At 48.5% G+C, this 21,063-nt stretch carries 18 protein-coding genes, 1 tRNA gene and 3 pseudogenes; 14 read left to right on the top strand and 8 right to left on the bottom strand.

Going from position 1 to position 21,063, the window contains the following annotated elements; genetic code table 11:
- Positions 1–194 precede the first annotated feature (194 nt).
- Both H7F08_RS11160 and H7F08_RS11155 read left to right on the top strand, forming a co-directional pair.
- Positions 195–878 (top strand): response regulator, encoded by a 684-nt coding sequence (locus H7F08_RS11160; RefSeq protein ID WP_024894606.1) that lies wholly within the window; start codon positions 195–197, stop codon positions 876–878.
- Positions 875–2,170, top strand: a complete 1,296-nt coding sequence (locus tag H7F08_RS11155) for a sensor histidine kinase (protein WP_010640407.1) — start codon at positions 875–877, stop codon at positions 2,168–2,170. Before H7F08_RS11160 ends, H7F08_RS11155 begins: the two co-directional genes overlap by 4 nt.
- A gap of 102 nt (positions 2,171–2,272) precedes the next feature.
- Here H7F08_RS11155 and H7F08_RS11150 read toward each other — a convergent pair whose 3' ends face one another.
- From H7F08_RS11150 to H7F08_RS11130, 5 genes are all read right to left on the bottom strand, one after another.
- The gene (locus tag H7F08_RS11150) at positions 2,273–3,652 is read right to left on the bottom strand and encodes an alkaline phosphatase D family protein (protein ID WP_031571214.1); all 1,380 of its coding nucleotides are present in this window, start codon (positions 3,650–3,652) and stop codon (positions 2,273–2,275) included.
- Positions 3,653–3,750: 98 nt separating this feature from the next.
- Positions 3,751–4,467 carry a TonB family protein gene (locus tag H7F08_RS11145; RefSeq protein ID WP_226842554.1) on the bottom strand — a complete coding sequence of 239 codons (717 nt, stop codon included), beginning with the start codon at positions 4,465–4,467 and terminating at the stop codon, positions 3,751–3,753.
- Complete coding sequence (locus H7F08_RS11140) at positions 4,464–4,859, bottom strand: ExbD/TolR family protein (RefSeq protein ID WP_075323159.1); 396 nt, start codon at positions 4,857–4,859, stop codon at positions 4,464–4,466. Before H7F08_RS11140 ends, H7F08_RS11145 begins: the two co-directional genes overlap by 4 nt.
- Positions 4,860–4,862: 3 nt before the next feature.
- Positions 4,863–5,540 carry a MotA/TolQ/ExbB proton channel family protein gene (locus tag H7F08_RS11135; RefSeq protein WP_024894603.1) on the bottom strand — a complete coding sequence of 226 codons (678 nt, stop codon included), beginning with the start codon at positions 5,538–5,540 and terminating at the stop codon, positions 4,863–4,865.
- A gap of 67 nt (positions 5,541–5,607) precedes the next feature.
- Complete coding sequence (locus tag H7F08_RS11130) at positions 5,608–7,809, bottom strand: TonB-dependent receptor (RefSeq protein ID WP_193640582.1); 2,202 nt, start codon at positions 7,807–7,809, stop codon at positions 5,608–5,610.
- Between the two features lie 325 nt (positions 7,810–8,134).
- Between H7F08_RS11130 and H7F08_RS11125 the strand changes: the two genes are divergently transcribed.
- From H7F08_RS11125 to H7F08_RS11090, 8 genes are all read left to right on the top strand, one after another.
- Positions 8,135–8,221, top strand: a tRNA-Leu gene (locus H7F08_RS11125).
- Between the two features lie 74 nt (positions 8,222–8,295).
- Positions 8,296–8,811, top strand: a complete 516-nt coding sequence (locus H7F08_RS11120) for a DUF3568 family protein (protein WP_081577466.1) — start codon at positions 8,296–8,298, stop codon at positions 8,809–8,811.
- A 100-nt stretch (positions 8,812–8,911) separates the two neighbouring features.
- The gene (locus H7F08_RS11115; RefSeq protein ID WP_193640581.1) at positions 8,912–10,318 is read left to right on the top strand and encodes an MFS transporter; all 1,407 of its coding nucleotides are present in this window, start codon (positions 8,912–8,914) and stop codon (positions 10,316–10,318) included.
- A gap of 139 nt (positions 10,319–10,457) precedes the next feature.
- Complete coding sequence (locus H7F08_RS11110) at positions 10,458–11,267, top strand: winged-helix domain-containing protein (RefSeq protein ID WP_031571229.1); 810 nt, start codon at positions 10,458–10,460, stop codon at positions 11,265–11,267.
- A 67-nt stretch (positions 11,268–11,334) separates the two neighbouring features.
- Positions 11,335–12,018: a MotA/TolQ/ExbB proton channel family protein gene (locus tag H7F08_RS11105; RefSeq protein ID WP_031571231.1), complete on the top strand. Its 684-nt coding sequence runs from the start codon at positions 11,335–11,337 to the stop codon at positions 12,016–12,018.
- On the top strand, positions 12,018–12,416 hold the full coding sequence (locus tag H7F08_RS11100) for an ExbD/TolR family protein (RefSeq protein ID WP_193640580.1): 399 nt from the start codon (positions 12,018–12,020) through the stop codon (positions 12,414–12,416). The genes H7F08_RS11105 and H7F08_RS11100 overlap by 1 nt, the downstream gene beginning before the upstream one ends.
- A 47-nt stretch (positions 12,417–12,463) precedes the next feature.
- On the top strand, positions 12,464–14,785 hold the full coding sequence (locus tag H7F08_RS11095; RefSeq protein WP_193640579.1) for a TonB-dependent receptor: 2,322 nt from the start codon (positions 12,464–12,466) through the stop codon (positions 14,783–14,785).
- Positions 14,786–14,811: 26 nt separating this feature from the next.
- The gene (locus tag H7F08_RS11090; protein WP_193640578.1) at positions 14,812–15,282 is read left to right on the top strand and encodes a hypothetical protein; all 471 of its coding nucleotides are present in this window, start codon (positions 14,812–14,814) and stop codon (positions 15,280–15,282) included.
- Here the strand turns inward: H7F08_RS11090 and H7F08_RS11085 are convergent.
- Positions 15,266–15,406: pseudogene (locus H7F08_RS11085) on the bottom strand (transposase); the annotation flags it as partial. The gene H7F08_RS11090 and the pseudogene H7F08_RS11085 overlap by 17 nt on opposite strands.
- Positions 15,407–15,410: 4 nt before the next feature.
- On the opposite strand from H7F08_RS11085, the pseudogene H7F08_RS11080 reads away from it, so the two are divergent.
- The 4 genes and pseudogenes from H7F08_RS11080 to H7F08_RS11065 form a co-directional block, all read left to right on the top strand.
- Positions 15,411–15,545 (top strand): annotated as a pseudogene (locus H7F08_RS11080) (transposase); the annotation flags it as partial.
- A gap of 152 nt (positions 15,546–15,697) precedes the next feature.
- Positions 15,698–16,087: a hypothetical protein gene (locus H7F08_RS11075; protein ID WP_031572444.1), complete on the top strand. Its 390-nt coding sequence runs from the start codon at positions 15,698–15,700 to the stop codon at positions 16,085–16,087.
- A gap of 2 nt (positions 16,088–16,089) precedes the next feature.
- Positions 16,090–17,580, top strand: coding sequence for an ATPase domain-containing protein (locus H7F08_RS11070; RefSeq protein WP_031572445.1), 1,491 nt, complete (start codon positions 16,090–16,092; stop codon positions 17,578–17,580).
- Between the two features lie 13 nt (positions 17,581–17,593).
- On the top strand, positions 17,594–19,261 hold the full coding sequence (locus H7F08_RS11065) for a putative bifunctional diguanylate cyclase/phosphodiesterase (protein ID WP_051690623.1): 1,668 nt from the start codon (positions 17,594–17,596) through the stop codon (positions 19,259–19,261).
- A gap of 37 nt (positions 19,262–19,298) precedes the next feature.
- Here H7F08_RS11065 and H7F08_RS11060 read toward each other — a convergent pair whose 3' ends face one another.
- Together H7F08_RS11060 and H7F08_RS11055 are read right to left on the bottom strand one after the other, a co-directional pair.
- The gene (locus H7F08_RS11060) at positions 19,299–20,024 is read right to left on the bottom strand and encodes a Crp/Fnr family transcriptional regulator (RefSeq protein ID WP_031572447.1); all 726 of its coding nucleotides are present in this window, start codon (positions 20,022–20,024) and stop codon (positions 19,299–19,301) included.
- A 505-nt stretch (positions 20,025–20,529) separates the two neighbouring features.
- A pseudogene (locus tag H7F08_RS11055) lies at positions 20,530–20,946 on the bottom strand (sulfur oxygenase reductase family protein); the annotation flags it as partial.
- Between the last annotated feature and the right edge of the window lie 117 nt (positions 20,947–21,063).

The following is a 21,063-nucleotide window of genomic DNA, read 5'->3' as shown; positions in this document are numbered from 1 at the left end:
CCGCAAAACAACCGCTACAAACCTGAAAGCATAACCGTTTTTATTATTTACCGGCTTGCTGAAAAACGCGCTCCACTCTATCTTTTGGTTTGGGTACCGCTGCTGCCTATGGTGTTATAGTAGGCGGTAAATATTTCGGGAATATTTCCTGATGGGGCACTGTGCTTCACAGGGAAGAACAAGCGAGGCAGGTTATGGCGGTCGTGTTGATAGTGGATGATGATCAAAGGCTTGCAGACATGCTACGGGAGTATCTGGTAGCACAGGGACTTGCGGTTTTGTTGGCAGCCAATGGCAAGCAGATGCGTCAACACCTGCTTGCTGGCCCAATAGATGTCATCGTATTGGACTGGATGTTACCAGGACAGGATGGCATCAGTCTGGCCAAAGAGTTACGCAGCAAGGAAGGCGGCCCGCCCATTCTGATGCTCTCGGCCCGGGGAGAGGATGACGAGCGCATTCTGGGTCTCGAAAGTGGGGTGGACGACTATTTGGCCAAGCCTTTTAACGCCAGGGAATTGTTGGCGCGCTTGCGCGTACTGTTACGGCGTAGCGGTAAGGATGAAGGTGCTGACAAGGTAGAGATCGGAGAATTTCACCTGCAGATTTTGGAGCGCCGGCTATATCGAGGCGATGCTGAGGTGGACATCAACCCGGCGGAAATGGATTTATTGCTGGTTTTTGCACAACGACCAAAACGTATTTTGAGCCGAGATTTGCTGTTGCAACTTTTGGGCGGCGAAGAAGATGGACGCTTTGATCGCAGTATTGATGTACGCGTAACCCGCTTACGAAAAATACTGGAAGAAAATCCCCGCCAACCGCGTTTTTTGCAGACAGAGCGTGGCTTGGGCTATCGTTTTGTGCCGGGTCCATGACTTTGCGGCGGGGCAGAAATTTATTTTCGCAGACGGCCTGGACGCTGGGGCCGGGTATTGTCATTTTACAGATTCTTACCTTGGTGATAGTTGTTTTGACCGTGCTTTATCCATTGGCAGAACGATCGGCGGAAGATCTGGCCGGTCTGATTGTGATCAGCGCTAAAACCTACACCGAGCTTTCGCCCGAAAAACGACCGGCTTTTCTGGAAAGCCTGCGTGCCGATAATGGGGTAGAAATTTCGGCGCAACTGGACCGTACAATCAAACATACGCATGGCCATATTTATGGCTGGCTTTTGAGCCAGGCACTCAGTAAACGTCTGGGAAAACCCGTTCCCGTAGATGTCTTGGGTGGCGCGGTACGAACTTTCTGGGTGCCGGTAAACATTTCCGGACAAACCATCTGGGTGCATTTTGATCGGGGGCGCCTCGCTTCATCACTGCCTATCGCCATGATTTTTGTTTTGGTCTTTTCGACCCTGGCGCTGGTGGTTTTGACCATGATTCTGGTACGCAGGGTTTTAAAGCCGCTGGATGTTATCTCTACAGCTCTTCAAAGCTCGCTCAAAGCGCCATTGCCAAGCTTGCCACCCAGCGGAGCCTATGAGTTTCAAAATATTCTCGATATTTTTGCTGAATTACGCACGCGTTTGCAGGCAATGATTAATCACCAGTCTCTTTTATTGACGGGCATTTCCCATGATTTACGTTCGCCTTTGGCCCGATTGCGCATGGCTTGGGAACTGCTTCCGGAAAATACTCCCCGGCATTTGCACGATGGCATGTTGCAGGACATCGAGCGCATGGACGCGCTGCTGGCACAATCGCTGGATCTGGGGCGCGGTATGGCGGCCAAAGTGGCAGATTTCGATTTGATGGTTTTATTGCAAGAAGTTGGCGCCGATTTTGAGCGGGCAGGGGGGCGATGGCATGCCCAGTTGCCTCGCCGTTATGCTTTTCGGGGAGATCGGGAAGCTTTACGTCGTTTGTTGTCCAACTTGCTCGATAATGCCATACGCTACGGCGGCGGAGAAGTTCGCGTGGAGTTCAGAAAAATGGCCAACCAGGTTCTGATCCGGCTCTGTGATGCCGGTCCGGGAATTCCGGAAATCGAGATGGAAAAGGTTTTTGAGCCATTTATTCGTCTGGATGATGCCAGAGGGCATGGTGAGGGAAGTGGATTAGGCCTGGCTATTGCCCGCCAGCTGGCCGAAGCACAAGGCATGCGCCTGCGTCTGATGAATGGGGCTGGGGGTGGTTTATGCGCAGAATTATCCTGGCCCGTTTGAGGCTGCGAAATTCAGGATTCCACCAGGAACAACAACGGCGCGGGCCAAAGTCGCGGCAAAGGCTGCAGGCCCAGTGCCGTTAGAAGATGTTGGTTTTTTGGCTCAGATGTAGCCCAGATCGGCGCTGCTGATTTGATGTTCCCAAAGGGTCTTACCCTCGGTGGATTTGCAACTCAGGAGTAGATGACGCCCCGCGCCCTTGCCGAGGAATTCAATGCTGCAGTAGTTTCTGGCTTGTATCAATGTCCCTGGCACTCGATAGGGGTTGGCGTCTCCTTTGGCCGGACTTGAGTTGAGTGGAGAGCTGGTGAGTTCCCAGAGGGGATAATCGTGTTTGCCGGAGTAATGCGGGCGGGGTCGGCGCATTAATTCGCTGATATGCCGATCTCCCGAAAGAAACAATAATCCCCTGATCTGATTATTCTGGAGCCAGTCCATAAAATCCTGACGTTCTTCCGGATATAAATTCCAGCCTTCATAAGCATCGTCATCATTAAAAAGTTGGCCACCTGCGGCAATAATTTTGAAATGCGCACGAGAGCTGAGCAGGGCGTTTTTTAACCAATCCATTTGCGCTTTGCCAAACATTTGCTTGCCGCGTGACAAGTGGGCAGCATCTGCATCGCGATACCAGCGATCATCCAGCAGAAAAAAATCGGCATCATTCAGGGTGCACTGGGTAAATACCCCGGGTATTCCTGGTAGGCCATAAGAGGGATTCGCCCAATAACTCTGAAAAAGGCGGAGTGCACTTTGTTTCAGGACAAAACTGCTGTCGCTGTCATTGGCTCCGTAATCATGATCATCCCAGATAGCTATCTGTCGCGTAGATTGCAGAAACTTTTTCAAAGGCGGAAAGGCGCGATCCGTCCAGTAGCGCATGGCCATTCCTGCAGGACTTTGAATGTCGGCTTCGCGAAAATAAAGATTATCTCCTAACCAGATCATCATATCGGCGGCTTCAGCGGTCATGGGATCATATATTTCGTACCCACCCCCATATGCTTTGCCCGGCCGATCATATTGCGGATCGTTGATGTACGCGCAAGACCCCGTGAGGACTTTGAAATCCGGAGCGGGATGACGCCATTGCCAGAGTTCAGGGGTATGTATTTGCAGATTTTTTCCGCTCCAGGTTTTGCCGTCCAATTGTATTTCAGTTTGGTAGGTTGTATTCGGGGCAAGGTCATCCAAGGTGAGCAAGGCGGTATAAAACTCCCTGGCGCTGGTGCTTATTTCGCTGCTGTTTTCACGTAAATGCGGTTGATGGACGGGCCAATAAGCGATACTCACCCTGGCAGGTCCCAAAGTCTGCATCCAGATGTTGGCTGAGCGTTGCGCCGGATAACCGGTCATGGGCCCGGCATGCAGGCTCGTGGCACGGACCGGCACCGGCATGGCAAAAGCGGTCACGGGCAGGCTGAGACCAAGCCCTAAACCCAGCCCTGAGTGAGTTATAAATTTTCTACGCGAAATGTACATCGGTATTGGCTCCCTCTTGGAATAAGATATTTACCCCGGATATTTCAGCTTCTGTGACTGTGGTCTAAATAGCTGCAATCATCCGGGTCTGTTAAGGATTATTCGTTTTGATCACTAAGTTTGAACTCCACCCAGATGCTCAAATCGAAGCTTTTGTCCTTGAGACCTGCGGGGACGGTGGGCAGGCGGGCATTGCGCAAGGCGGCAATGGCGGCGTTATCGAAGGCACTCATGCTTCCTTTTTGCATGATTTTCACCTCACTAATCTGGCCGTTATGAAGGAAAAAGTGCAACTGTACCCGTCCATTTTCACCCAGCATTTTTGCAGATTCCGGAAAACGGACCGCTGCCTGAATGGCGCCTTTTACTTGTGCCAGATAGTCCTCGCGCACGGCCGGGCTTACCGGAGCAGGACTCTGCGGGGGAGGCGGTGGTGTCGCTATGACTTTGGGTGCCGGAGCTTGCACCGGGCTGGGCAATGGTGATGGTGGCACCGGAATTTTCTCCTGGGGTTTGGCAACAGGGTGTGGAACCGGCCGTAGCGTTGGTCGTGGAGTCGGTCGCGGTACGGGCTTTGGTTGTACCTTTGGCTTGGGCGTGGGTGGCAACGGTTTGGGCGGAGCGGGTGGCACCAGGCTGATGGTAACGGGGGCATTGATGGCTGCCGGTGGGGGAGTCTGTGTTGCACTTTGCCAGATCAGTACAGCGACAAAAGCCGATTCAATGGCGGCTGCAATCACCAGCGCCTTGAGGTTGCCGTTACCACTTGGTGCCTTGACCAGACTTCCCAGCGGACGCAAATCTGCGGACATCATGACACGGGTTTGGCGGCAAGGCCGATTGCGGTGACGCCGGCATGACGACAGGCATCCATGACTTTTACCAGGGCCTGAATGTCGGCACCTTTATCGGCGGCAATGGTTACCTGGGTTTCTGAGGGGTTCCCCCCCTGGCGCAATTGGGTTTCGAGATCCTGAAGAGTGATGGTTTTGTCCTTGATTTCCAGGCTGCCATCGGCATGTAGGGTCAATACCACTTTGGGTTTGGGTAATTCCTGAGCAGAACTGGAACCGGGAAGGTGCGCTGGTAGTCCTTGGCTGGGAATCATGTGGACGGTGATCATGATGAAGAAAATCAGCAAAAATAGCATGATATCAATCATCGGGATAATCTCGACACGCCCTTTTTTCATTTCGAGGTATTGCATGACTCAGGCCTCTTTCGCCGCATAAATGACAGGCTGGGTCTCGGTAGCATTCAGGGCATGACTATGGTCCAGTCCGGACATACGATTGATGAGCATGCTGCGTAAGGTTTCCATTTGGTGTACAACAAAACGCATCTGGTTTTGCAGACCATTAAAACTGACCAGACCGATAATGGCGATGACCAGACCGGCTGCAGTGGCCATCAGGGCTTCAGCAACACTTCCGGTAATGGCCGTGGGATTGTTGGCCACGTTGTTTAAAATCTGAAAGGCATGAAACATACCGATAATGGTGCCCAGAAGACCCAGTAGGGGGGCCAGGGTAACCGTGGTATCCAGGAGCCAAAGACGCTTATCCAGCAAAGGGACCTGACGCATGACCGCTTCCTGAAGAATCTCAGAAAGCTGCGCGCTGTCCTTGATATTGGGGAAACGGATGGGGATCTGGAGCAATGCGCGGAATGGAAATTCGGCAGAATCCGCCAGAGGACGCAGGCTTTGCTCCTTAATGTCCGGAAGTTGTTCCAGAGTGCTCGCCATTTTTTCGCCGAGGCGACTCATGCGGCTTAAAAACAAAAAACGTTCTATGCTCACCCATAAAACGATCAAAAGGAGTACAGGCATGATATAAAGAATACCGCCGGATTTGGCGGCAATGCTGGCAATAGTTGCAAAGTCCATGTTCGTTTACTCTCTTAAAAGTGACTCTCCAGAATGATCTGGAGAGGTTGTGCTGAATAATGACTACTTAAAAAGTGGCATCAATACTCGCATAAACATTGGTGGGAAGGTTGAGCTTCAGATTTGGATTGCTGCTGCTGCCGGTATAGCTCTGTACAAAGCGGCGATCAAACAAATTGTTCAGGTTGAGGCTGGCAGTCACATTTTTGAAGCCCAGGGACTGGCCAAGGGGCGCATTTCTGAAGGTGTAACGTAGAGAAGCGTCCGCAAAGAAACGACTACCCAAAGGCAGAAATTTTCCACCCAGGTTGTAGTACGACTGCCCCATCTCATGTAAGGAAACTGTTGCTCTCAGGCCATGGTAACGGGCAATTAACCCCAGTGCCTCGGTATGATGCGGAGCATAGGGAAAAGGCTGATGAGACGAGGTTAAACGGGCGTCGAGGACGCCGAAGTTGGCGTAGGCACTGAAAATATCGTTCAGCACGACGTTATTTTGCCAGGAGAGGCCCTGATTTATGGCCGTACCCGCGTTTGCCAGCACAGTCTGATTCAGCGATCCAACCAGTATGGTCGTACTTAAAATGTAGTTCTGGAAATCGACGCGGAAGGCCTGGAGACTGGAGCTCCAGGGGCCGATGTCCCAGTGTGTACCGAGGCTGTAGGTGTTGGCTTTCTGGGGTTTAAGCTCGGCATTGTAGGTTCCGGTATAAAACTGGTTGTATCCTGGAGGATTGGTATTTTGGGTAAAATTGGCAAATGCATGCCAATTGTCGGTGATGCGCAGATTGGCACCCACAGAAGGTAATACCGAGCCGAAATTCACATTGAATTGACCAGGCTTGTTTTGCGCCAGAGCCACTGTATTTTTAAAATCCCGGGTGACATAAAGATATTTAAAACCGGCAGCCAGGGTAAGTGCATCAACAGGCTTGTAAGTTAAGTTGATATAGGGCTGATAGGTGTTGGTGACCACCGGCTCCGAATAGGAAGATCCAAGATAGGTGTTACTGGCACTGAAATAACGGGAATCGTGCAGTGTATTATTATGATTGAACCAGAAACCCAGTTCTGTGCTGACCGGACCAAGCGGATAGATGATGCGGGCCAGATTCCCCCAGCGATGAGTATTGTTAACGCTATTTCCCAGTAAAACGCCATTCCTTGCAGGAGAAAATCTGCCAATCGTCCCTGCTGGTGTCAGTAGTGTCTGGGTATATGTAGTTGCGCTGGCGCTGAATCCATTTCCGTAGTAATAGTATAATTGATCGGAAAACTTGACCTTGCCAATTTCGCCTTCATATTTGGCGTAGCCCAGCCAGTTCAGGTACTGGTTATAGTTATATCCCGTGTAATTATAATTAGCCTTGCCGTCCGGGAGTAGAGGATTGCTGGTATAACTGTTGTAATCTTGTCCGTATTGGGCAATTTGCGCTGCTGTGGCGCCATTATAATAGTTGAAGCGTTGATTGTTTTGAGAGAAAAATAAAGTCAGGGCACCGGGTCCGATCTGGGTGACAGATTTGAATAAAAACTGATTTTGCAGGGCAGCATTATTTTGAAAGTACCCATCCCGTTGGATTTTATTCACATAGATCCACGCCGAGGTTGGGGCAAAGCTTTTGGCAAAAAGACCGGTGTTGATCAAACCGCCGACATTGTATTTACCAAAAGATCCAGCTCCAACAATAGGCCGCACAAACGGTGATGGCGAAGGCTTGAGGCTGTAGGTTTCTACGGAGCCTCCGAAAGCAGAAAGCCCGGGGATCGCTGCGGATTCAGCGCCGGGATAATATTTGGTGCCGGCTATCAGTACAGAGGGGATAAACTCGTTGGTATAATAGGTATAACTGTCATTATCATTGAGCGGGATACCATCCAAGGTAAAATTGATCAGTGATTTGCCGAATCCGTTGATGTAAACGTCATCGCCATCCATGCTGTCACCACTGCTGACGACCATGGCGTTGGGCATATTGTTCAATACCTGGGTATAGGAGTCGGTGGGTGCCAACATTTCAAATTGCCCCCGGGTGATCAGGGTCTCCTGATTGGTGGCTTTTTTATTGAATTTCTGGATGCGCTGGATGTCGCTTTTGGGCGTTTCTCCGGTATTGACATTAGGACTGCTACCGAAGAAATCGTTGCTGGCTGTAGCCGTTCCGGTTACAGTCCCCAAGGATTCATCAGCTTCTGCATTGATGCCGTAGAGGCTCACAGTGGCGCTAATAATGGCAAGATAAAGTACTTTCTTACGACGATTGATCATGACTGGCTCCCTTCCGTTAGTGTTTGACGCAAAAAACCCTAACAACGCAATTTTCAAGTTTGCATTGCCTTAAACCCTGCCATATCTCATCTGAGCTTACCGTGCGGTCAGAAGAGGGCGGTATTTATTTCAAACAGTTGTTTTGGGCTTACGCTTGGTTATTTAATTGTTGTTCATAATTTACAATGCTAATGTGACAGTATGATGACAGTTCTGTGAACCTTTTATGACAGTGGGTTGGTTTTTCTGGGCTGAAATAGATTGTAGGGCATGGACAGCTCTTGAAGCCTATGGGTTCTGGTGGTATTATCAATAATGTTATTTTGCCGGGATGGCGGAACTGGTAGACGCGCCGGACTCAAAATCCGGTGGTGGTGACATCGTGTCGGTTCGAGTCCGACTCTCGGTACCAAATATGATTTGAACGGCCCGGTTGATCCGGGCTTTTCTGTATTTGGCTTTCAGGTGGTATGGAGGAGCAGGTACATGTTGATTCAAAGACGTTTTACCTATTTGGCTTTGGCTGCTGCGGTCTCCGCCCTTCCCTTGGGGGGGTGCGTTGCTCTCGTGGCTGCCGGTGCTGGTGGTGGCGCTGTAGCCTATGTGCAAAATGGCGGGGTCGCCAATTTTTATGCGTACTATCCAGCTTCCATGAATCGGGTAAGCGCTGCTTCTCAGGCGGCATTTGCAGACATGGGCATACGCTATAATGGTGAAATCCGCAAAAGTCCTTCCAAATATCTGTTAGAAGGGATGACCACGGAAGGAGATACTGTGCGGGTAACCTTGACCTCCATGGCAACGGATGTCACCAAGGCGAATATTCGTATTGGTACCTTGGGTAACAAATCGATGTCCTTGCAGTTTCAGAAGCTGCTTTCCCAGCATTTGGGTTTGGCTGCCAGTGCGACAGCGCCGACGAGTCTCCCGCCTGCGCAAGATAATGTTCCTGCAGAAGCGGCGCCGCAGCAGCCATCTCAGGAAACCATCCCCCTACAGTAGGGCATGGGGAAACTGTCATAAAAGTGTCATAAAAAGTTCACAATACGGTCATAATTGGGGTGTAGCCTATCGTAAGGTCAAGACTAGAAAGGAGACCACGATGGCAACACCGCAAGGCAGTTCAACACAAAACAATGTGGCAGATGCACTCAACTCTGTCAGTTTCAGTCCGTTTCATCTTAAAGCCATGTTTGCGTCCGCAATGGGCTTTTTCACTTCTGCTTATGATCTTTTCATTATTGGTACCGCCCTGGTACTGATCAAGAGTGAGTGGCACTTGGGCGCAGCCGAAGTCGGGCTGATTGGTTCCATTTCGCTCATCGCCACTTTTGTGGGTGCCTACGTATTTGGTACCCTGGCGGATCGGCTGGGCCGCAAGGCCATTTACGGCCTTGAAGCACTGTTGATGACCGTCGGTGCACTCCTATCCGCTTTTGCGCCGGATGTGACGGTGCTGCTCATCGCCCGCGTTATTCTGGGTTTGGGGATTGGTGGAGATTATCCGCTCTCTGCTGTGCTGATGAGCGAATATGCGAACGTCAAATCCCGTGGTCGCATGGTCAGCCTGGTTTTTTCAGCCCAGGCCATTGGTTTGGTAACAGGTCCGGTAGTGGCTCTAACGCTGCTGGCGGCGGGTGTGAATCATGATCTGGCCTGGCGTCTGATGCTGGGACTGGGAGCTTTACCGGCGGCCGCCGTTATCTATATTCGTCGTACCCTACCCGAATCTCCGCGCTGGTTGGCCCGTGTCAAAGGCGATGCCGTAGCCGCAGGCAAGCAACTGGCTTCATTCAGCTTGGGAACGGCCACGGCTACAGTTCAGGATAAAATTGTCAAACAACCCCTGAGCCGTTACTGGTTGACCCTGCTGGGTACAGCCGGTGGCTGGTTCATGTTCGACTATGCCTATTATGGAAATACCATTTCCACGCCCATGATCATGTCGCATATTGCCCCGCATGCCGATGTGGTGACCAGTACGGCTTTGAGTTTGATGGTATTTGCTATTGCTGCTGTCCCCGGTTATTTTCTGGCGGCGTTTACGATTGATCGTGTCGGTCATAAAACCCTGCAGATGCTGGGATTTTTTCTGATGGGATTGATGTTTCTGCTGATTGGTGCTTTCCCGGTGCTGACTGAATCTGTGGGTGTTTTTCTTGTGCTTTACGGGGTTTCCTACTTTTTTGCGGAATATGGCCCCAATACCACCACCTTTGTTCTGGCTGCAGAGCTTTTCCCGGTCAATTTACGGACTACCGGACATGGCCTGTCTGCAGGAACAGCCAAAGTAGGTGCTTTTTTGGGCGCTCTGATTTTCCCGATCTTGCTGCATGATTATGGTTTGCATGGAACTTTGATGATCACTTTCTTTTTTGCTCTGGCTGGTTTGCTGCTCACGGCTTTTTGCCTCAAGGAGCCTGCTGGTAAATCTCTTGAAGAAGCCAGTGGTGAAGATATTGTGGTGCCGATGCGCAAGAATATCTCTGCAGGGATGACGCCTTCCTGAGGTTTTCATGATGAATCATCAGGCAGGTTTTTTACCTGCCTGATTTTATAAATGAATGCCTTTTGCGGAAAAAGATGTGCGTAAATTTTTTTCCGGAAAGTGCGCAGTTATTGATTAATCAAAAAAATCAGGAGCGAATATGTTTTATACCCTGGTCGGTGGGGTGCTTCATCATGCGATGCATATGACAGATGCCCTGCTATTAATGACGGCTGCTAAAGTGGAAAACCTCAGCACGCTGGTCGGTTCCAGAATTCTGATATTTTCTGCAGGTAATCCAGCCGATAAGATGGCTTTACGGTTACAGCGCTCCGGCGCTTTTGTCAAAGCGTTGAATGGTCAAGAACGTGATGTTTTACCACTCATTAAACGCTGGCATCCGGTTTTGCTGATTATTACGGATTGGACTGTGGATATGGCGCCATGGCTGAATGAATTATTATCCCTTCCGGTTTGTACGCACTTATGCGTTCTGGCATTGGGTGCCGATGACGAAGCTCATGCCATGTCCGCACTGGATGCCGGTGCCAGCGCCTATCTGGCGGATACGGTGACGGAATCTGTTTTACGCGCCCAGATAGGAACCCTGTTAAAAAACGGCCATCATTGGGAGAATACTGAAGTCCGGCAAGATCCTTATATCTGGATCAATCCTGAAAGCAGTCGAATCCGCTTGAACGGTTCTGAAATCAGATTGAGCCGAAGGTTATTCCGGTTTCTCCATTATCTGGCTTTGCATCCAGATCGGACATTTACGGCCTCGGAAATTGCCAATGTCCTCAGTGACGGTCAAAAATTCATTCAGGAAAACTCCGTTGCCGCTCAGGTACACCGATTACGTAAATATATGGAGGCGGCTGGCGCCGGAGAATGGCTCGAAACCGTGCATGGTTTTGGTTATCGGCTGACTTTGCCGCAAAAAAAATCATTTGATGTGAAATTGTCATAAAAGGTTCATAAAACTGTCACATTAGTTTGTTAAGGTAGCACCTTCATTGTTACAAGGTGCTTTTCTGATGAACCTCCAATATCTCATTCACCTCGCCAACTATTCGGACGGGGTTCTATACATTCTGGGCCTGATGCTGCTGGTGGAACTGGCCGTGATGGTGGATCGCTTCTGGTACCTGCGGCGGACCATTTTGCGCGGTCTGGTATTTGTGCAAGAACTGGGGCGTCATGGCCGTCTGGACCGCGAAGCTCTCAATACCCTGGCAGAAGATGCGGGCGACCTGCCCGAGGCTGCTCTGCTGCGCACTGCTGCCGCCCATAGTGGTCAGGTGAAAGGCGAAGCCCTCGCCAGCCGCCTGGAAGAAAGCGTGCTGGTCATCGCGCCGAAACTGGACCGTCGCCTGTGGTTGCTGGACACCATTATTACCCTGGCTCCCCTGCTCGGTTTGTTCGGGACCATCATCGGTATGTTTCATGCGTTTTCAGTGCTGGCCCAGCCGGGGCACGCGCCCATGCAGGTCACGGGGGGTGTTGCCGATGCGCTGGTATCTACCGCCTCCGGCCTGTTCATCGCCATGCTCGGCTTGTTGACCTTTAATGCCTTCAACAATCAGGTGCGCATGATTCTGCTGCAACTGGACTCGGTGAAAACCATGCTCATCAACCGCATGGATGGTCAGCCGGTCGTGACCTTTGACACCGAAGGCCGCCCCAATGCTGAAGCGGTGGCCGTGGCGAGGGCGGGATAATGGAAAGACGCTATTTCGAGCAGAAAAAGGGTCGGGTCGAAATCATTCCAATGATTGACATCATGCTCTTCCTGCTGGTGTTTTTCATCATGATTACTTTGCAGATGATTCCTGACAAAGGGCTCAATCTGCAGTTGCCCACTTCCAGTGAAGCCCAGAGTCTGCCGCGTCCGCATTTCACCATCAACATTCAGAAAGATGGGTCGGTGAACGTCAAGGGTCATCATTACGACCTGGATGGTCTGGAGAAAATGCTCGCCAGCGACGGTGACCCCGGCAAGACCCAGATCACCATCGCCGATGACAAGGGCGTGCCCTTTCAGGATTTCATCCATGTCATGGACCGCTGCCAGAAGGCGGGGGTGAGTGATATCGGGATAGCGGCGAAGAGTAAATAAAGTGCGGAAACATTACATCTCATCCATCCTATCAAGGAAAAATCAAAATGTTCAACAAATCAATTAAACCATTATATTTCGCCATGGTAATAGCTGGGTTTATTATTAGCACACCCTTGCAGGCAATAGCAGATTCAAATACACCGATAAATGTAGGCGAAGTAAGTGGGTCAGCAAACGTAAAACAAACACCTACTCAAAAAAATCTTAAAAAATTGGACACTAAATATACCAACAAACATATTTTCAAAGAAACTCAATCAGCCATTGTTCTTGGCACAGAAAATAAAAAAATGATAAGCCCAAATGCAGGCGCAGCAGAACTTTTAGCAACTGCACCAGGCGTTCATATTATGAGTGAAAATCCACAAAATGGCTCGGGCCGATATAACATCACTATAAATGGAATGGGTATTGGATGGTGGAGCGGGAATACCTATAGAAATCAGATAAGCATTTTATTTGATGGAATTCCAATGAATAATCAAATTACTAATGATGGTCAATGGAATTCAAGTCAAATTCCAATTTTATCAATGATTCATGGAGTCAATGTAATTTACGGACCTGGAAATCCGAAGGATCGATGGTACGATAGCCTGGGCGGAACAATTAACTTTGTTCCATTACAACCAACCGCAAAGGAAAATGCCAAAGCAAATTTATCATTTGGCAGCTATGGTAGCAAAACTGCCAGCTTTTCATTGAATACTGGTGATTTTTATGGATGGTCAACAGTATTGGCTGGTGGCTATACAAGTGCAGATTCTTTTTATCAAGGTCCAAGCAATTGGCCACAGCACTCTTGGTCAGTTTATATGAAAACAGCACATCCATTTTCAAATGGCATGCTAACATTTGGCTTTTATTACGAAAAATCAGATGCAACACATAGTCTCACTGTACCAGTAACACCGATAGCTGGATATACTGTTAATGGATACGGAAAACCTGGTCAATTATTAAGCCAGCAAACAAGTGGTTACTATTACGTACCATCATCAGATTTATGGTACAAAGATGACATAGTTGATTCTTACATATTGTATTCACAGCAGATATTTAATTTGGGTGAGGGATGGACTCTCAAAAATACACCTTGGTATCGTCATGCATATCGACTGCATCAGGCTTACTTTAATTACGGAGCAACTACCTTTAATCCAGAAGCAGCAGAACACTATGCTCCGACTAGTAACTCTTTCGGCGATCGATTAGGTGTTAACCTTCATTCTCATTACAATGATATCAACCTCGGTGGTTGGTTATCATATCAACAATATAATACGAATGAAGATCTCTGGAATCCATTACTGGGCACATCACAAGATAACCCTTATGTATACAATAACGTAGAATTTAATACATTATTCAGCAATCTTTATGCGCAGGATACCATCAAGTTATTAGATGATCATTTGCGTATAACACCAGGACTTGCTCTAGCAGGTTTCTATACATCCATGAGTGATTTAATTAACCCTGAAAGCAAATCACTATACCTAACTGAAACACCGGGTGCGAAAACAAACTTCACACGATTAGAACCATCATTAGGAATTAATTACAAATTCCTGAAGAACTTTTCTGTATATGCAAATTACAGCGAAACTTATCAGAATGAAACAGACTTGGCATATGGAGCTTACTTACAAAAGATTGAAATTAATCCCGCCGATATACCTGTAACAAAAGCAGTAGATTACGAAGCTGGTATAAGATTTCATGATAAAAGCGCAAACATAGGAATCAATTATTATCATGATTATTTGACCAACCTTTTGAATGGTGTTTCTGGGTCTATAACACAATTCAATGCATCAGGTTACAATTTGGGTAATGCCATATACCAAGGTGTCAATATTTATGCAAAATGGCGTCCAATCTGGCAACTATATGTGTATGGGTCTGCAAATGTTCAACATTCTTATTATACTCAAGATTACAATAACTCCGGAACATCATTTAACGGAATGAGATTAGCAGGGATACCTCACTATTCTTTTAATGTCTCAGTTTCCTATAAATTCAGGATGCCATACGGAGTTCTAGAACCTGTTCTGACGGATCAGTATTCAGGAGGGCAAACACTATATAACAATGTCGCTGGTGGACCAACAAACCAAACTATAAATGCATATAACATAGTGAACCTTTCTGCCAGCTACAAAACATTTGCATTGAATCATATTATACCCGGTGTTAAAGAAACAGATTTCAATTTCGGAGTATATAATTTACTAAATAGAAAATATGAATCAGATATCTATCTTGCAACTGGCGGATACAATCCACAGGAAGAGCCCTCGTTATTTGCTTATGCGGGAGCACCTCTACAGGTCTTTGGAGGATTGACAGTTAAATTCTAATTCTTAGTCATTTGGGAATTAACGAAATGAAAAAAAGATTTCTTATTGAGAGTTCAGTCTCTCAATCAATAATTGCTTTGATAGCATTTTTCAGTCTGACAGCATCTAGCCAGGCAACCCAATACTATCATGGCCCACTCGTCCAAGCATCCAGGGGATGTTTTGATAAGGACTCTCACGCAATCCAGGTGTTGTCCCAAGGCGCAGCCAAAGGGAATTACGAAGATATCCAAGCTTATGCAGCATATTGGGTCTGCAAAACGCAACCTGAAAAGGCCATCCCATGGTTAAAAAAATCTAGCAACATGGGAAACGGATGGTCAAGTCAGATGCTTGCTCATTATGCATTAAAAAAAATGCACATTGATGGTACAGAAGCGCTCAAATATCTGAATCGTTCTGCTTTGCAGGGAAACGCTTGGGCTGCAAGAGAATTGGCTAATATTTACCTCAACGGTTTATATGGGGTTCCTCGCTGTTTTAAGTGGGTAGCTTGAGATCCAGCTTACCCAGTACGAGGTAAGCCATGTTAATAAAATTCTTGTGGGTGCGATAGCCCCGTGCCCTGGATTTGGCGGACTGGAGCAGACTGTTGAAACCTTCCAGAGTGCCGTTACTCAGATGTAACGGCACTCTGGAAGGTTTCAACAGTCTGCTCCAGTCCGCCAAATCCAGGGCACGGGGCTATCGCACCCACAAGAATTTTATTAACATGGCTTACCTCGTACTGGGTAAGCTGGATCTCAAGCTACCCACTTAAAACAGCGAGGAACCCTATACCTCAAGTTGAAAACAGAGCCCTTTCTCGCATCTCAAATGTTCGTATACCTTTTCTACGGACCGGCAGTTGAACCGTCAGTAATACTTTAGCAGTGTGCCGTACATGTTCAATGTTATTGGAGACCGGGCATTTTGATCATTCAGAAATCTATTAATAGGCTTTTGGACACCTGTCCTGATGAGGAGATAACAGATTTCGTCAAGGATCTCTGGAAATGTCTTGCCGTTGAAATTATTTCTATAGTGGGACAGGACGGATACGATGCGCTCTATGCACGGGCTCAATTTCTCGCAAAAAGGTCTTCAACAGAATCAAGGAAGGGGGGCGCTTTGGGGATTGAAAATCTATTGCCAGATGCGGTCTCTGAATCCGCTAATACCGCCTCGCAATTTCGCGAAACAAACAGACAATTACTGATTATTTTCACAGAGTTGTTGTCGACGCTGATTGGCGAACAATTGACCACGCGCCTTCTGGAAGTTGCCTGGAAGAATCTCATGAACCATCGGGTTAAAGGTTAAACATGAACTCTAAAGTAATCATACGTCAGTTGCCCACCGGGGTTCCCGGTTTGGATGATTTATTGGGAGGGGGACTTCCTGAGTTCTCTTTTAATTTGATTGCCGGGGTACCTGGTGGTGGAAAGACTACTCTGGCCCATCAGATCATGTTCAGTCAGGCTGATCCGGATCATCGTGCGCTTTTTTTTACGGTTCTGGGTGAGCCGTCTCTGAAAATGTTGCGATATCAGCAGCAATTCAGTTTTTTTGATGCGGCCAAAGTGAATGCCTCCATCCGTTACGTCAACCTGGCGGAGGATCTCCTACAAGGTGATTTTGATCGGGTGTTGAAGCGGATTACTGAGGAAGTGCAAGCTTTTTCGCCGAGTCTGGTCTTCGTAGACTCCTTTCGTTCTGTGGCCGATTCAAGCCTCCACAACACCAATAGTCCTGGTGCCATGCAGCGTTTCTTACAGCAGCTTGGGATTACCATGACAAGTTGGCAGGCAACCACTTTTTTAATCGGGGAATATACGGTTCCTGAGGCGGACTCCAGCCCCATATTTACCGTTGCTGACGGTATTATTTGGCTTACTCAGAGCCTATATCGCGATACTATGGTGCGCAAAATACAAGTTTTAAAAATGCGTGGACAAAGTCAGCAAACGGGATTGCACTCTTTTCGTATTCAAAGCGACGGGTTAGCGATTTTTCCACGAGCAGAAGTGACCTTGCAGCATTCTGCGGCGGCTTATCGTAGTGTCATTAAAGAAGAACAACGTATCCCGATGGGTGTGCCAGGTCTGGATGCCATGCTCGGAGGTGGCTTGCCAATGGGCTATGGCTTACTGGTAGTGGGGCCATCAGGATCAGGGAAAACGATTCTTGCCACGCAATTTCTTGCCGAAGGTGCGCGTCAAGGTGAGCCAGGAGTGATAGCAGCCTTTGAAAAAAGTCCAAGTCAGCTATTGAATAATACCCTGTGCACTTTGGTTGAAAAGGGGCATGTCGGCCTCTTTGACGCCCATTCGCTGAGCTTATCGATTGATGAAACACTTCACCATCTGGTGGCGTTAATTCTGCAGATGCAGGCAAAACGTGTGGTCCTTGATTCGCTTTCTGGCTTTGAACTCATATTGGCACCCGAATTCCATGAAGACTTTCGCGGGTCTCTCTATCGCATGGTGGCCGTGCTAACGGGTATGGGGGTTGCCGTTTTGATGACTTCAGAACTTGCGGATTGTTACACGGAGTTGCGTTTTAGCCCCTTTGGCAGCGCTTTTTTGGCGGATGCCATCATCATGCAGCGGTATATCGAGGTGGGCGGCAGCCTGGCACGAGTGATGGCCGTCGCCAAAGTACGTGGTAGCGCACACAGCAAAGAAATCCGTTTCTTTGACATTACCAGCGACGGGATCGAGATCGGTTTGCCGCTCACCAATTACTCGGGGATTTTATCAGGACACCTTGTTCTGGAACAAAAACCACCCGGTTCAGAAAATGTAACCGCCTGATGGAGATCACCTCATGGAAGATCACTTGCAAGATGCAGAAGCAGCCGAAGGACTTATCGGCAAACGCCGGGAGGATGCTCTCCAGAGCGAAGCGCAGGCCATGCTGGATGTTCGTGAAGAAATTGTGGAAGCACGAGAATCTGTCGCAGAGGTTCGTGAGGGTGCTATCCATCATCGGGAAGAGGCGATGGGCACCAGAGAACATAAGGTGTTAGGCCGGGAGCAGAATCAAGAGGCGATTGCAACGCGGCTGACGCTCTCCGATGAGCAGATTTTGCTTTTACGACAAACCAATGCACAATTGGTGATAGCAACTATTGAAGCCCATGAACTAGCCGATCAATTAAAGGTGGCTCGTGATCAGCTGGACTATACCGCACAGCATGACGCACTCACGGCTCTTCCCAACCGCTTGCTGCTGCAGGATCATTTATCTCAAGCCATCGAAGTGGCACGGCGGCAGGGCAAGCCGCTCGCGGTCATGTTTCTTGATCTGGACCACTTTAAATATGTAAATGACTCTTTGGGGCATGGACTGGGGGATGATCTACTCCGATCCGTCGCGGACCGGTTGAGATCCTGCCTGCGACACTCCGATACGATCTCTCGTCAAGGTGGTGATGAGTTTGTGGTACTGCTTCCCGATATTGAGCGTTTAGAAGACGTTTCAATATTTGCTGATAAAATTATTGCCGAGATAGCCCGACCCCATTCGCTGGGCGGCCATGAAATACATATCGGCGTCAGTATAGGAATAAGTCTTTACCCCGTCGATGGAATGGATGTAGAAACGCTGCTCAGAAATGCGGATACCGCGATGTATCACGCCAAAGGTGAGGGGCGCGGGGCTTACCGATTTTTTCAACCGGAAATGCAAGCCAACGCATTGGAACGACGTCAGATCGAGGCAGATATTCGAGCTGCGTTGGAACGACAGGAATTCCTCCTTTATTACCAACCGGTTGTAAGCCTTCCAACGGGTCACATTATCGGGTTTGAAGCACTTTTGCGGTGGCGGCATCCTACGCGCGGACTCCTGCTTCCTGAGGTTTTTATCTCCATTGCCGAAGAGACAGGACTGATTTTGCCGATCGGTCGCTGGGTGTTACGCGAGGCCTGTATCCAGGGCCAGCATTGGAACGATAGTGGGCTTCCACCTCTGACCATTGCTATCAATACTTCCGGGTTGGAGTTTCAGAGTAAGAATTTTGTCGGCTATGTGGCTACAACACTGGCTGAAGCGGGTTTGGATCCCAAATTGCTTGAGCTCGAACTTACTGAAACAATACTCATGACCAATGCGGAATCCAATCATATCGTCTTGTCTGCACTGGTAGATATGGGGGTCAAGCTTGCCATTGATGATTTTGGTACGGGCTATTCCAGTCTCAGCTATCTTCAGCAGTACCCTATTTATGCCCTTAAGATTGATCAATCCTTTGTCAGCAAAATGGTAAACCATCCGGATAGTTATGCGATCGTAAGCGCTGTGATTAGTTTGGGAATCAATCTGAAGAAACGCACGATTGCTGAAGGCATCGAAACCGCAGAACAACAAGCAATACTCGTTAATTTGCATTGCGACCAAGGTCAAGGCTACTATTTCTCCCGTCCCTTAGCCGCTGAACAGTTTGAGGCGTTATTACGAAACGATGAGCGATTACCCACTGCGACCACATGATTTTAAAGGGAGGCTGATTGCGGGTGTCCAGGCGCCTTTACGGAATGCATAAATCGTTCATCAGATGTTCTGTCGCCTGTTTTACCACGGAATAGCATTCACAGACACGCGCTTCCAGTCCGGGACGATCCAGGATCACGATTTTACCTCTATGATAACGGATGAGGCCCGCATCTTGTAATTTCTTGGCGGCCACAGAAACACCTTCGCGGCGGACACCCAGCATATTCGCAATCAGTTGCTGCGTCATTTGTAGTTGATTGCGCGGCAATCTGTCCAAACTCAGCAACAACCAGCGACAGAATTGTTGGTCCAGTGAGTGATGGCGGTTACATACAACTGTTTGGGCCATTTGCGTCAATAATGCTTGGGTGTATCTGAGCAGCAAGCGTTGCATCGGGCCGCCCCGCGTAAAGGCTGTAACGAGTCCTTCACCACGCAAGCGATATCCATAACCAGCTCTTTGTACAACTGCTTGGCTGGTCGTCGACTGTCCACCGAGAAAAAGATCAACCCCGGCGACGCCCTCATTACCAATAATGGCGATCTCAGCCGATCCACCTTCCTCTGTAAGATACAGCAGAGAGACGATGGTGGTCGTGGGAAAATAAGCATACATGATCGGGCGACCCGGTTCGTATAGAGTCATGCCAAGGGGCATTTCCACTAATTGTAGTTGAGGGAATAGCCATTCTGCCTCTGTATTTGAGGGAAGCGCCGCAAGGAGATAATTCTCTCGCGGATCATGCGAAAAAAGCTTCAATTGAGTGATCCTTAAGTCGGGTGGAATGTTAAACCCAAGGCGTAGGGTTTTTGATTCTAAAAAATCTCACTTAATCAAGAGGGCAGGTTATTACGTATGGTAATGACATAATGTAAAAAAATGATTGAGCACGCTTGGCAATCCACATCTGAAATTTTAATATGTACTACATAATAGATAATTTATATATGAATATTGATCTTAAGCGGTTTGTCCTTTCCTTGTCCACTTCCGGTCTTGGTGCCGACGAATCCGGCTTTCAGCTGTGGCTTGAAGCCACCGACTTTAGCCAGCGGTGGGAAAGTCGATTACGCAGCCCTGCCCCTTAATTAGTAGTGAACGGAATCAAACCAATTTGCGGCCATAACTTGTTGATTTAGCGGTTTAATTAAGTTGGTCATGATGTACAGCCCCATCATTACCCATTACGAAGCAATTCCCCAGGGGCTGTTTTTGAAAAGTTCAGATCTGTAAGTGAAAATGACAGATCTTTTCCAGCTTGCCATTAAATTACTAATTTTTTACGCCATTGTCCCTGTTCCATCATGGGCTCAAAAAGCATGTAGTAAGGCCCCTTATCCAAATGAGCAAGTACGCCCTCATTGTGAATCTGCCGCAACTCGTAATCCAGCATTGCATGGGCTATGCCTATATGCGCATGTTCGGGAGACTCCCATTCCATGTGCACCAAGTACTGCGTTGGCTTCTGTCCCGGAATCAGCGGCTTATCAGGCACCTGGCTGCCATAGTTGGTGTTGTACTCTGGTGGGTTGGCACCCAGTGTGGCCTTCAGCATCCCTTTGGGATCAAGCTGAAGCGATCCAATGGCAGAAACGCCAAACTGTTTCATGACCATCCAGCCGATCATGCCCGGAACATTTTCTTTCATCCAGGTGAGCGTCTCTATGGCCCCTTTTTCAAAAGCTTCCTGGCTCCTCGCTACTTGGAGTGGATACGAGGGTACGGTAGTCTTAGGGCATTGCTGATCTAGGGAAGGTTAATGATGGACGAAGACAAGCTGTTTACCTTGGCGTTGGGG

Origin of the sequence: Acidithiobacillus sp. HP-11, assembly GCF_015100075.1 — a bacterium.
Lineage (GTDB): Bacteria > Pseudomonadota > Gammaproteobacteria > Acidithiobacillales > Acidithiobacillaceae > Acidithiobacillus > Acidithiobacillus thiooxidans.
The sequence above is the reverse complement of the archived record's forward strand: the minus strand, read 5'-3'. Positions and strand labels throughout refer to the sequence as shown.

Excerpts from the sequence above, each read along its gene's own strand:
- H7F08_RS11070 (WP_031572445.1), top strand. The coding sequence starts at position 16,090 with ATGAACTCTAAAGTAATCATACGTCAGTTGCCCACCGGGGTTCCCGGT.
- H7F08_RS11160 (WP_024894606.1), top strand. The coding sequence starts at position 195 with ATGGCGGTCGTGTTGATAGTGGATGATGATCAAAGGCTTGCAGACATG.
- H7F08_RS11095 (WP_193640579.1), top strand. The coding sequence starts at position 12,464 with ATGTTCAACAAATCAATTAAACCATTATATTTCGCCATGGTAATAGCT.
- H7F08_RS11135 (WP_024894603.1), bottom strand. The coding sequence starts at position 5,540 with ATGGACTTTGCAACTATTGCCAGCATTGCCGCCAAATCCGGCGGTATT.
- H7F08_RS11065 (WP_051690623.1), top strand. The coding sequence starts at position 17,594 with ATGGAAGATCACTTGCAAGATGCAGAAGCAGCCGAAGGACTTATCGGC.
- H7F08_RS11100 (WP_193640580.1), top strand. The coding sequence starts at position 12,018 with ATGGAAAGACGCTATTTCGAGCAGAAAAAGGGTCGGGTCGAAATCATT.
- H7F08_RS11140 (WP_075323159.1), bottom strand. The coding sequence starts at position 4,859 with ATGCAATACCTCGAAATGAAAAAAGGGCGTGTCGAGATTATCCCGATG.
- H7F08_RS11130 (WP_193640582.1), bottom strand. The coding sequence starts at position 7,809 with ATGATCAATCGTCGTAAGAAAGTACTTTATCTTGCCATTATTAGCGCC.
- H7F08_RS11110 (WP_031571229.1), top strand. The coding sequence starts at position 10,458 with ATGTTTTATACCCTGGTCGGTGGGGTGCTTCATCATGCGATGCATATG.
- H7F08_RS11120 (WP_081577466.1), top strand. The coding sequence starts at position 8,296 with ATGTTGATTCAAAGACGTTTTACCTATTTGGCTTTGGCTGCTGCGGTC.
- H7F08_RS11145 (WP_226842554.1), bottom strand. The coding sequence starts at position 4,467 with ATGATGTCCGCAGATTTGCGTCCGCTGGGAAGTCTGGTCAAGGCACCA.
- H7F08_RS11115 (WP_193640581.1), top strand. The coding sequence starts at position 8,912 with ATGGCAACACCGCAAGGCAGTTCAACACAAAACAATGTGGCAGATGCA.
- H7F08_RS11105 (WP_031571231.1), top strand. The coding sequence starts at position 11,335 with ATGAACCTCCAATATCTCATTCACCTCGCCAACTATTCGGACGGGGTT.
- H7F08_RS11150 (WP_031571214.1), bottom strand. The coding sequence starts at position 3,652 with ATGTACATTTCGCGTAGAAAATTTATAACTCACTCAGGGCTGGGTTTA.
- H7F08_RS11090 (WP_193640578.1), top strand. The coding sequence starts at position 14,812 with ATGAAAAAAAGATTTCTTATTGAGAGTTCAGTCTCTCAATCAATAATT.
- H7F08_RS11155 (WP_010640407.1), top strand. The coding sequence starts at position 875 with ATGACTTTGCGGCGGGGCAGAAATTTATTTTCGCAGACGGCCTGGACG.